Raw genomic sequence first — 9,944 nt, forward strand, 5'->3', positions numbered from 1 at the left:
CCCCCGTCGATCGGGGGAGAGGTGGCCCGAAGGGCCGGAGTGGGGGTCGACCCGGCTCGGCTGTTGTTGTTTCAAGCCGGCCTCGGCCTCATCAAGACCCTGGTTGTCGGCGGCGGCGCATTTGAAGACCGCCTTCCCCCACTCCGTCGCTGCTTCGCAGCGCCACCTCTCCCCCCTCCGGAGGGAGAGGAAGGGCGCCTGGTTTGGCGAACGTACGTCCTTCCTCTACTCGTCGATGGCACACGTCTTTCCTCCCCCACAAGGGGGGAGATTGGCAGCTTGGCCGATGCGCTACACCTTGTTTTCCTCCGCCAGTTTCCGCAGCGCTTCCATTGCTTCCTCAGCCCGCTCGGCCGGAACGAACAGATGGTCATGGTAGAAAGCCGAGACCGGATTGACGCCCATGCCGGCGGCGGCCATGCGCGTGGTGATGGCGGCGAGGAAGCCGACCGCTTCCAGCGACGAATGGATGTTCAGCGTTATCATCCGGCAGCGGAACGAAGCGGTCAGCCCCGCTGTCTTCGCCGCCTCCTCGGCCACGATCAGCGTCACGCCCTCGCGCTCGCGAAAGATCATCACCGGATCGAGACCTGCCGGCTGGGCGATGCCGGGCGCCAGCGCCGCGAAGACATAGGTGCCGGCGAGCAATTCCGGCGTCATCGATGCCAATAATGTCTTGAGATCGGTCTCGCCGGTCATTGCTTTCTCCATCCGATGCAGGATGCCGCCGCAGTCCGCATGCTCCTCAATATCCGCGGCCGGCGAGTGCCGATAGTCCGCGCGCTGCGCGGACGACATGGCGATGTCGCTGGTGGCTGGGCTTGCCGGCCTGTCGCGTCGCACAATAGAGATGCTGAGGGCCGATGCCGGTCCGTGAAAGGCTTCCGATGATCGTTCGCCCGCGTCCCACGTTCCTGCAGCTGTTCTTCATCATGCGCGGTTCCGTGGTGCCACGCATCTTGCCTCAGATCATCGGCTTTGCCCTTTATTCGGCGGTCATCGTCGCCATTGCGCGCTGGTTTCGCCTGGATCTCGGAGCCTTCAACATCACGCCCTTTGGTTTGGTTGGCGTGACGTTGTCGATCTATCTCTCGTTCCGAAACAATGCCGCCTACGACCGCTGGTGGGAAGCGCGCAAGCTGTGGGGGACGCTGGTCTTCGAAATCCGTAACCTGGCGCGCGCCACCACTAGCCTTATCGCCGACCGGAGCGAACAGCGCGCCCTGCTCATGGAGGCGCTGGCCTTCTGCCATTTCCTGCGCGGGCAATTGCGCAAGATCGACAGCGTGGAAGACGCCCGCGCTTTCGTCGCCACTGAGGCTGAAACGGCTGCGAACTTCGCCAATCCGGCGGACGAAATGGTCAGACGCATGGGCCGACGCGCCAATGCACAGCGCCAGGCCGGCGAACTCGACCCGATCGGCTTCCGCATCCTGGATGAAAGGCTGGCATCGATCACCGCCATCCAGGCCGGCTGCGAGCGGATCGCCGGCACGCCATTGCCCTTCGCCTATACGCTGCTGGTGCATCGCACGGCCTACATCGTATGCCTGCTTTTGCCCATTGGCCTGATCTCGAGCACCGGCTGGGCGACGCCGCTGTTCACGGCGCTGATCGCCTACACCTTCTTCGGCCTCGACGCGCTTTCGGAAGAACTCGAGGACCCGTTCGGCACCGAGGCCAACGACCTCGCCCTCGACGGTCTCTGCCGCGTCTGCGAGATCTCGGTGTTCGAGGCGCTGGGCGAGACGCCGCCGAAAATGCTGCCGGCCGAGGAGTTTTACTTTTCGTAGGTGCTCGACCTGCCGCCGCAGCATAACCGCGAGCACTGGGAAGGATCGCGACAGGACGACTTTGCTCTCACGGGCTCAAAAAGTACTCCGGACCTTGTCGGATCGCCGGCGCACGGCGCGTCCTTGGCACGACCCCTGCTGAAAGGGCTCGAACCACTGGAGGGAACACCATGAGCATTTCCGAAACCGCGCCCGTCTCGCCGGGCGCCCTGTGGACCGGCCGCGTGCTCAGCGCCGTCATCGTGCTGTTCATGATCTTCGACGGCGCCATCAAACTGCCGCCGCTCGCCTGCTCGGCGTCATCGGCCTGATCTCGACCGCGCTCTACGTCTTGCCGCGCACATCGGTGCTCGGCGCCATCCTGCTCACCGCCTATATGGGCGGAGCCATCGCCACCAATGCGCGGATCGGCAATCCGCTGTTCTCGCACACGCTGTTCGGCGTCTATCTCGGCATCGTTCTGTGGGGCGGTCTGTATCTGCGCGACCTCAAAGTGCGCGCGCTGCTCCCGTTCGGCCGATAATCGCGAGGAGAGAACAATGTTCGGCAAGGATTTCGCGGCCGGCCTCGCCAAGCTGAAGCGCCTCAGCGGGGCATGACCCATACGGGGCGCCAGCTTGCCTGGGGTTCGCCTGGCGAGCGGCGTTCCATCGTCAGGGATCAATTTAGCCGTACGAGAGTTAATGACTTGGCGGCGAGGACGGCGATCCCTTGTGAGAGGAGCGACAATGAAGAAAATCATGACCATTCTGGTGTTGGCAACGGCACTCGGCGCGTGCTCGCAAACGGAAAAGGGTGCGGCTGTCGGCGGCCTTGGCGGGGCTGCGGTTGGCGCGGCCGTGGCCGGCGACCCGGTCCAGGGCGCTGTCGTGGGCGGCGCGGTTGGTGCCGTGGCCGGCGCGCTGATCGGCCATGCCAGCGAAGCCGGCCAGTGCCGCTATCGCGACCGTTACGGCCGCGTCTATGTCGACCGCTGCCCGAGCGGCTATTGACGGAGCCGCATTCGACCAATGAACAGCAAAACGGCGGGCAAAGGCCCGCCGTTTTCGTGAGATGCGATAGGGCAATAATTATTCGGCGGTGGCGGCTTCCGCCTCGGCCGGTGCCGCGGAAGCTGCCGCGGCCGCGGCGGCGGCGTCTTCCTGCGCCTTCTTCAACAGGGCGGCGCGTTCCTGCGCCTTCTTGCCGGGCTCGGCCTTCTTCGGGTTGGAGCGGGTCTCGCGCTTGGCAAGGCCGGCCTCGTCGAGGAAGCGCAGCACGCGGTCGGTCGGCTGGGCGCCGTGCGACAGCCAGTGCTTGACGCGGTCAGCGTCGACCTTGACGCGTTCGCCGTCCTTCGGCAGCAGCGGATTCCACGAGCCGAGCGACTCGATGAAACGGCCGTCGCGCGGCGAACGGGCGTCGGCGACGACGACGTGGTAGTAAGGGCGCTTCTTCGAGCCCGCGCGGGCCAGTCGGATCTTCAATGGCATTTCTTTTCTCCTGAAATTCTAAGTTCGTTGATTTGGGTTCAGTTGGTTTTCGTCACGCCGTTGGCAGCGGCGATCTGTTCGTGATGGCGGATCACTTCGCGGACGACGAAGTTGAGGAATTTTTCCGCGAAATCCGGGTCGAGATGCGCATCCTTCGCCAACTGGCGAAGGCGGGCGATCTGCTCCTGCTCGCGCGCCGGGTCGGCCGGCGGCAGGCCATGCTCGGCCTTCAAAACGCCGACCGCCTTGGTGCAGCGGAAGCGCTCGGCCAGCATGTGGATCAAGGCCGCATCGATGTTGTCGATCGAGGCGCGATAGCCGGCTAGAACGGTGCGCGCGTCGGCCATGTCCTTGTCTTCGTTCATCGCGCCCTCACTTCTTCTTGCCGAGGCCGGGCAAGCCGCCGCCACCCAGGCCGGGAAGCCCCGGAAGCTTCATGCCGCCGGGCAGGCCGGGCAGGCCGCCGCCGGGAAGGCCCTTCATGCCACCGAGGCCGGCGGCCTGCGCCTGCTTCTGCAAGGCTTCGAGCTGCTTGGGGTCCATCTTCGACAGATCGGGCATGCCGCCACCCATCATGCCCCCAGGACCACCCGGCATCATGCCGCCGAGGCCCATCTTGGAGGCGAGGCCGCCCATCATGCCGCGCATCAGGCCGCCACCTTTGCCCTTGCCGCCCATCGCCTTCATCATGTCGGCCATGCCGCGATGCATCTTCAGGAGCTTGTTGATCTCGGCCGCATCGGTGCCGGAGCCTGCCGCGATTCGCTTCTTGCGCGAGTGCTTGAGAATATCGGGGTTGGCACGTTCGGCCTTGGTCATCGACGAGATGATGGCGAGCTGGCGGCCGAACATCTTGTCGTCGAGACCGGCGGCGGCCATCTGGTCCTTCATCTTGCCCATGCCGGGCATCATGCCCATGATGCCGCCCATGCCGCCCATCTTCGACATCTGCTGAAGCTGGCCGGCGAGGTCGTTGAGGTCGAACTTGCCCGACTGCATCTTCCGGGCCATCGCAGCCGCTTGTTCGGCGTCGATGTTTTCGGCGGCTTTCTCGACTAGGCTGACAATGTCGCCCATGCCGAGAATGCGGTCGGCGATGCGCTTGGGGTGGAATTCCTCCAGCCCGTCCATCTTCTCGCCGGTGCCGATCAGCTTGATCGGCTTGCCGGTGACGGCGCGCATCGAGAGCGCCGCACCGCCGCGGCCGTCGCCGTCCATGCGGGTCAGCACCAGGCCGGTAATGCCGACGCGTTCGTCGAAGCTTTTGGCCAGATTGACGGCGTCCTGTCCGGTCAGCGAATCCGCGACCAGCAGGATTTCATGCGGGCTCGACACTTTCTTGATGTCGGCCATCTCGATCATCAGCGGCTCGTCGATATGGGTCCGGCCAGCGGTGTCGAGAATGACGACGTCGTGGCCGCCGAGCCTGGCCGCCTGCACCGCGCGCCGGGCGATGTCGACCGGCGACTGACCATCGATGACAGGAAGCGTCGCGACCTTGACCTGCTCGCCGAGCTGGCGGAGTTGCTCCTGCGCGGCGGGGCGTCGCGTGTCGAGCGAGGCCATCAGGACCTTTTTGTTCTGGCGCTCGGTCAGCCGCTTGGCGATCTTGGCCGAGGTCGTCGTCTTGCCCGAGCCCTGCAGGCCGACCATCATGACGACGACGGGCGCCGGCGCGTTGAGGTCGATGGCGACGCCCTCCGCGCCAAGCATGTCGACCAGCTCGTCATGGACGATCTTGACGACCATCTGGCCGGGCTTGATCGACTTCAGCACGGCGGCGCCGACCGCCTTCTCGCGCACCTTGTCCGTGAAGGCACGCACCACTTCCAGCGCCACGTCTGCCTCGAGCAACGCGCGGCGCACCTCGCGCAACGCAGCCGAGACGTCAGCCTCCGACAGCGCGCCGCGGCCAGTGAGGCCGTTCAGGATGGAGCCAAGACGCTCCTGCAGCGATTCAAACATTCGTTTTCCTTTTCCCTGGCAGCCGGATGGTGCCCGAGAGGTAATGCGTTCGCGCCAACTGTCCAAGTCTCGTGGCGAGCAAAAGCCAAAACCAAAAAGCACCCGGGGGCGCTCAGCGCTGCCGGGTGTTGGCCTCCAGGATCGATTTACAGCACCCGCCTCAAAGAGGTTTCGGCGTCCTGGTCGGCTTGCTCGGAGGGATACTCGTCGCGGAATTCGAGGCGTGTAGACAGGAAATCGGCGCCAGAGTCAAGTCAGGGGCGGATTTGCTCAGGGCAACGAACCCTGGTTGACGGGTTCTTCCGGAGCGTTCGCCGGCGCGTTCGTTGAGAAGCATCAAACGAAAAACCCGCCTGTGCGGCGGGTCTTTGGCGCAAATCTGCACCATAGGCAAATATGTACCATAGCTGCACTCACCATGTCAAGAAAAAATTCCTCTCGTGGAAAAGCTGCCGGCAGCGCCGGTGTTGGCCGTCATCAGGCCTCTTGCCAAGCTGTAACCCTGAGCGGCGAACGGGGATGCAACAGCAGCACGATCGTCAGCAGGCTGCAAGCGATGCCGACGAGAGCGATGAGCACAGCATCCGATGTCGTCCAGCCCGGCCCCTCGAGTGGCTTGGCGTTGAACAAAGCGAAGGAATTGTAGCTCTCCTGATGCGAGATCAGCAGGAAGCCGGTCAGATTGTTGCCGAGATGGGCGCCGAGAGCGGCGCCGAGATTGCCGGTGGCGTAGACCACTAGCGTCAACAACAGCGCGAAGGCCGCGATCGAGGCCAGCACGCAGGCGTTGATGGCGGCCGACGAACTGGTGCTCCAGTGCAGCGAGGTGAACAGAAGGCCGGGCAGCAGCGCCCAGATGAACGGGCTCTTGAACCGGTTGGCCAGGCCACGCAGCAGATAGCCGCGGAACAGCACCTCTTCGGACGACGTCTGCAACAAGGTGAGCGCGACGATCGGGATCAGGAACAACAGCCAGGCCGACAGGCTGATCGTGCCGCGCGCGATTTCCGGCTCCAGCAAATAGAGCAGGATTTCGGATACGAGCGAGGTGATCAGCACCGCGATCAGCCCTTTGAGGAAGCCCGACCGCGAAACGCGGTGGCTGACGCCGAGCAGCGCCGACAGCTTCTCGCGGTGCACCCAGCGCATGGCGATCCACAGGCCGATCCAGATGCCGGCGAAGGAGGCAAGCGCGGCGAGAATGCCAACGGGCGATGCGAGGAACTCCTGTGTGGGCGAAGCAACGCCGGACGAGCCCTGCCATGCGAAGAAGGCGTAGGCGCCCCCGAACAGCACGCCAGCGGTCGTCGCGGCCCAGAACAGAACGACGATCACCGTTCCCAGGAGAAGACGCGGCAAGGTCGTCCTGTCATTCGGCGAACGCCGATAGCGTTCGAAGGCGGCGGGGTCTGACGTCATGCTGGCTCCTTTGCCGGATTCCTCGACTGTCTAGGGCAATTCCAGCAAACGCGTGAAACGGTTTTCCGTCCGGAATTGCTTAAAAACAGCGAGACAAAGCGGTTCGGCGTTTCCGTGAAACGGTGAACCGCTAGCCGATGGCCCCGAAGAGCGGAATCGTTTTCGCAAAGGATTGATGCGCGGTCCGCGCGTGAGGCGGCCGGACTGCCTGCGGGCGGCGGCGGCTGGTGCGGCGGCCGCTTCCGCAAAAAACGACGTCAGCGCACCACGTACATGATGCGCCGTGTGTCCGGATCGATCAGCGCCGGCTGATTGTTCACATAGACATAGCGATATCTGTAGTCCGGAACTTCGCGCAGTTCGACCGTGTCGGGCAAGGTGGCGCCGGTAACCACCTCGCCCTCCAGATAGACAGGGTCGAGACGGTGTGTTCGAACATAAGTCCTGACTTCGGCAGGCGGCCGCGGGATGGGATCGACGACCGGCTCGCCGGCGATGATCGCTCCGGTGTACTCGTTCGAGTAATCGCCAATGTCAGCCGGCGGCGCGACGACGGCAATGCCTGAAGTGCGCGGCCGCTGCGTCAGCACCACCCGGCTGCCGCCGAACTCAGCCGTCACATAATCGGAATAGACCCAGCCCTGGCCGCCGGCTTCGGCGATCGTGCACCATTTGCTGTTCTCCATGCAGCCGCTGAGCGTCGCCGACTGGCCGGCGGCGAGCACGCCAATGACAGGATATTGCGGACCGGGGCCGGCGCGGACGTTGAGATCGGTGACCGCGGAGACGGCGGTGTCCGCCATGGCGGCGCCCGACATCACGGTCAGCATCCCGGCGATTGCGGGAAACAATACGGATTTCATGGCTTCACTCCGTGTTCATGGTCCCTCGCCAGCGAAAACGGAACCGTGGCGCATGCGTTCCGGCTAAAACGCCTGAGCCAACTCACGATTTGTTCCCGCTTCTTTCGGCCGATCGGTCAGAAGTTGGTGAACGAAGGCCAGTTTCCGCGCCGTGACATCGGAAATGACGAAGGGATAGAGGTCGGGCAGGCCCATGCAGCGGTTGATCGAGTTGGAGGCCTCCGACAGCACCAGCCACCGGTCGAGAATCCTGTCGAAAGGCTCGGGCGCCGCTATAGGCTGCGAGGGTGCCGGCTGCGGTCCGCCGCCAGTGTCGCTCCGCGGCAGTTCATTCGCTTCCACCGTCTCCAGCCGGCCGAGCGGGAAGTTCAGCGCATGAACCATCTCCAGCGTATCGGTAATGTGGAGGTGGTGGGCCCAGGTCTCCGCCCAGTCCTCCCACGGATGCGAGGTCGCATAGGCCGAGATGTGGTTCTGCTGCCAGTCGGGAGGCGCGCCGTTGGCATAATGAACCTTCAACGCCTGTTCGTAGTCGGCGCGTTCGTCGCCGAACAGCGCGCGGAAAGCGAGGAGCTTTTGCGGATCGTCGCGGATCAGGCGGTCCCAGTAGTAATGTCCGAGCTCATGCCGGAAATGGCCGAGCAGCGTACGATAATTCTCGCCCATCTCGACCCGCCGCTTTTCCCGCTCGGCCGAATCGGCCTCGGCGACGTTGAGCGTGATCAGCCCATTGTCGTGGCCGGTCAGGATACGCTCGCCGCCGGGACCGCCGCCGATCGGATCGGCGAGGAAGTCGAAGGCAAGGCCGGTCTCGTCGGCGGGGTTCTGCTTGGGCGTCACCGGCAGGCCGAAGGCGAGCAACGAATAGATGGCGCGCTTCTTCGCCGCCTCGACGCGGATCCAGCGGCGGCGGTTGCCGTCGACGGAGAGATCGGGGATCAACTGGTTCAGCACGCAAGCCCGGCAAAAAGCCTGCCCCGGCTCGGCCATCCAGTTGCAGGCGCATTCGTCGGCGTTGGTGCATTGGAAGACGCCGTCGATGCGCGGCAAGACAAAGCATGCATGCTCGGGATCGTAGAGCACCGGACTGGAGCAGTTCAGGCACTGGGCGTTCTCGAAGTAGAGACGATGGCCGCAATGCGGGCAGTCGAAGAGTTTCATTTCGATCTCGACCTGTGAGGGCGTCGCTGAAACGCCGGTCGTCTGGCGTCGTTCCCTGCCGTGACACTATTCAGCAACATGGCGGAAGGATCCGCGAGGTTTCGGCCGTGCCCGCCATAATATTTGCTTGATGGTAGGCAAATTCCCCTTCATTGGCCAGCTTGGCGCAGCGGACGGTGACAAGTGACCGTTTCGCTGGCAAATTCCAGGCGGGACGTGAATCAGGCAACCAGGAGAACAACATGGCATTTCTTGCCAAGGGAAAGATATTTGCAGCGGCTGCGGTAGTGGCAATGCTTGCGCTGACGACCGGCGCACAGGCCGGAGCCAGCTGCGGTAAGAACGGGGCCGGCTTCGATGCCTGGAAGCCGGAGTTCGCCGCTGAGGCCAAGGCCGAGGGTGTAGGAGCCAGGGGTCTGGCCGCTCTGGCCGGCGCCACCTACGCGACAAAGACAATCTCGGTCGACCGCGGCATCCACAAGGCTTTCAGCGGCTCGGTCGACGCTTTCATGAAGCGCCGTGGCGGGGACGCCATCATTTCCAGGGGCCGTATGCTGAAGAAGTCGAACGCGGCAATGTTCGACCAGATCGAACGGAACTACGGCGTTTCGCCGGGTGTGCTGCTGGCCATCTGGGGCATGGAAACCGGCTTCGGTTCCTCCATGGGCAACCAGAATACGGTCTCCGCCATTTTGACGCTTGCCTATGATTGCCGTCGCCCGGAGTTCTTTCACCCGCATGCCATTGCAGCCCTGAAGCTGGTTGATCGCGGAGCTTTGAGCGCTTCGTCGGTCGGCGCCGCGCATGGGGAGATCGGCCACACGCAGTTCCTGCCCGGAAATGTGCTGAAGTATGGCGTTGGCAGCGGAAACCTGCGCGACAAGGCCACTGCGTTGGCGTCGACCGCCAACTTCCTTAAGGCTCATGGCTGGCGGGCCGGTGCCAGCGCTCAGGCCAATATCGGCGCTATCGCCGGCTGGAATGACGCGAGCGTCTATCAACAGGCCATCGCCCGTATCGCCACGGCGATCGATGGCGACTGATAGCAATCTCTATTCGACTGAGGGCCCGGCCATGCGCCGGGCTTTTTGTTGAGGTCTAGCCCGGATATCTCACACAGTCTTTCGGCGCGAGGCTGGCGGCAGCGATTTTGCGGGCGCTTGAGCTGCGGGCAAGGGATGTCCGCCCGCTTGGAGCGGTTGGTGTGGTTCGGCGCTGTTTCCTTGCTGTTGACGGGAGGGTGGATGGGCGCGCTCAGGCGGCTGCTGCTG

Annotated in this window: 10 protein-coding genes and 1 pseudogene; 4 read left to right on the forward strand and 7 right to left on the reverse strand. The window is 64.0% G+C overall.

What is annotated here, in order from left to right; translation table 11 throughout:
* Positions 1 to 291: 291 nt before the first annotated feature.
* Positions 292 to 699: an ACT domain-containing protein gene (locus NKJ26_RS32550; protein ID WP_352699901.1), complete on the reverse strand. Its 408-nt coding sequence runs from the start codon at positions 697 to 699 to the stop codon at positions 292 to 294.
* 188 nt (positions 700 to 887) lie between these two features.
* Here NKJ26_RS32550 and NKJ26_RS32555 point away from each other — a divergent pair, with 188 nt between their 5' ends.
* The 3 genes and pseudogenes from NKJ26_RS32555 (at position 888) to NKJ26_RS32565 (ending at position 2,785) form a co-directional block, all read left to right on the forward strand.
* A complete protein-coding gene (locus tag NKJ26_RS32555) occupies positions 888 to 1,793 on the forward strand; it encodes a bestrophin family protein (RefSeq protein WP_352699903.1) in 906 nt (301 codons plus the stop codon).
* 170 nt (positions 1,794 to 1,963) lie between these two features.
* Positions 1,964 to 2,316, forward strand: a pseudogene (locus NKJ26_RS32560) (DoxX family protein).
* A gap of 205 nt (positions 2,317 to 2,521) precedes the next feature.
* Complete coding sequence (locus NKJ26_RS32565; protein ID WP_352608121.1) at positions 2,522 to 2,785, forward strand: YMGG-like glycine zipper-containing protein; 264 nt, start codon at positions 2,522 to 2,524, stop codon at positions 2,783 to 2,785.
* Between the two features lie 78 nt (positions 2,786 to 2,863).
* Here NKJ26_RS32565 and rpsP read toward each other — a convergent pair whose 3' ends face one another.
* The 6 genes from rpsP to NKJ26_RS32595 form a co-directional block, all read right to left on the reverse strand.
* Positions 2,864 to 3,265 (reverse strand): 30S ribosomal protein S16, encoded by a 402-nt coding sequence (gene rpsP, locus NKJ26_RS32570; RefSeq protein WP_352699905.1) that lies wholly within the window; start codon positions 3,263 to 3,265, stop codon positions 2,864 to 2,866.
* 38 nt (positions 3,266 to 3,303) lie between these two features.
* Positions 3,304 to 3,630 carry a chorismate mutase gene (locus NKJ26_RS32575; protein ID WP_027027232.1) on the reverse strand — a complete coding sequence of 109 codons (327 nt, stop codon included), beginning with the start codon at positions 3,628 to 3,630 and terminating at the stop codon, positions 3,304 to 3,306.
* Positions 3,631 to 3,637: 7 nt separating this feature from the next.
* A complete protein-coding gene (ffh, locus tag NKJ26_RS32580) occupies positions 3,638 to 5,230 on the reverse strand; it encodes a signal recognition particle protein (RefSeq protein ID WP_352699907.1) in 1,593 nt (530 codons plus the stop codon).
* Between the two features lie 477 nt (positions 5,231 to 5,707).
* Positions 5,708 to 6,649 (reverse strand): CPBP family intramembrane glutamic endopeptidase, encoded by a 942-nt coding sequence (locus NKJ26_RS32585; RefSeq protein ID WP_352699909.1) that lies wholly within the window; start codon positions 6,647 to 6,649, stop codon positions 5,708 to 5,710.
* Positions 6,650 to 6,906: 257 nt separating this feature from the next.
* Positions 6,907 to 7,512, reverse strand: coding sequence for a DUF1236 domain-containing protein (locus NKJ26_RS32590; protein ID WP_352608127.1), 606 nt, complete (start codon positions 7,510 to 7,512; stop codon positions 6,907 to 6,909).
* Between the two features lie 63 nt (positions 7,513 to 7,575).
* Complete coding sequence (locus tag NKJ26_RS32595) at positions 7,576 to 8,673, reverse strand: zinc-binding metallopeptidase family protein (protein ID WP_352699911.1); 1,098 nt, start codon at positions 8,671 to 8,673, stop codon at positions 7,576 to 7,578.
* A 242-nt stretch (positions 8,674 to 8,915) separates the two neighbouring features.
* Here NKJ26_RS32595 and NKJ26_RS32600 point away from each other — a divergent pair, with 242 nt between their 5' ends.
* Positions 8,916 to 9,716, forward strand: coding sequence for a lytic murein transglycosylase (locus tag NKJ26_RS32600; RefSeq protein ID WP_352699912.1), 801 nt, complete (start codon positions 8,916 to 8,918; stop codon positions 9,714 to 9,716).
* The last annotated feature ends 228 nt before the right edge of the window (positions 9,717 to 9,944 follow it).

The sequence above is a fragment of the Mesorhizobium sp. M0152 genome, assembly GCF_040322415.1.
Lineage (GTDB): Bacteria > Pseudomonadota > Alphaproteobacteria > Rhizobiales > Rhizobiaceae > Mesorhizobium.

Coding starts and splice junctions, on each gene's coding strand:
- NKJ26_RS32550 (WP_352699901.1), bottom strand. CDS start 699: ATGACCGGCGAGACCGATCTCAAGACATTATTGGCATCGATGACGCCG.
- NKJ26_RS32555 (WP_352699903.1), top strand. CDS start 888: ATGATCGTTCGCCCGCGTCCCACGTTCCTGCAGCTGTTCTTCATCATG.
- NKJ26_RS32565 (WP_352608121.1), top strand. CDS start 2,522: ATGAAGAAAATCATGACCATTCTGGTGTTGGCAACGGCACTCGGCGCG.
- rpsP (WP_352699905.1), bottom strand. CDS start 3,265: ATGCCATTGAAGATCCGACTGGCCCGCGCGGGCTCGAAGAAGCGCCCT.
- NKJ26_RS32575 (WP_027027232.1), bottom strand. CDS start 3,630: ATGAACGAAGACAAGGACATGGCCGACGCGCGCACCGTTCTAGCCGGC.
- ffh (WP_352699907.1), bottom strand. CDS start 5,230: ATGTTTGAATCGCTGCAGGAGCGTCTTGGCTCCATCCTGAACGGCCTC.
- NKJ26_RS32585 (WP_352699909.1), bottom strand. CDS start 6,649: ATGACGTCAGACCCCGCCGCCTTCGAACGCTATCGGCGTTCGCCGAAT.
- NKJ26_RS32590 (WP_352608127.1), bottom strand. CDS start 7,512: ATGAAATCCGTATTGTTTCCCGCAATCGCCGGGATGCTGACCGTGATG.
- NKJ26_RS32595 (WP_352699911.1), bottom strand. CDS start 8,673: ATGAAACTCTTCGACTGCCCGCATTGCGGCCATCGTCTCTACTTCGAG.
- NKJ26_RS32600 (WP_352699912.1), top strand. CDS start 8,916: ATGGCATTTCTTGCCAAGGGAAAGATATTTGCAGCGGCTGCGGTAGTG.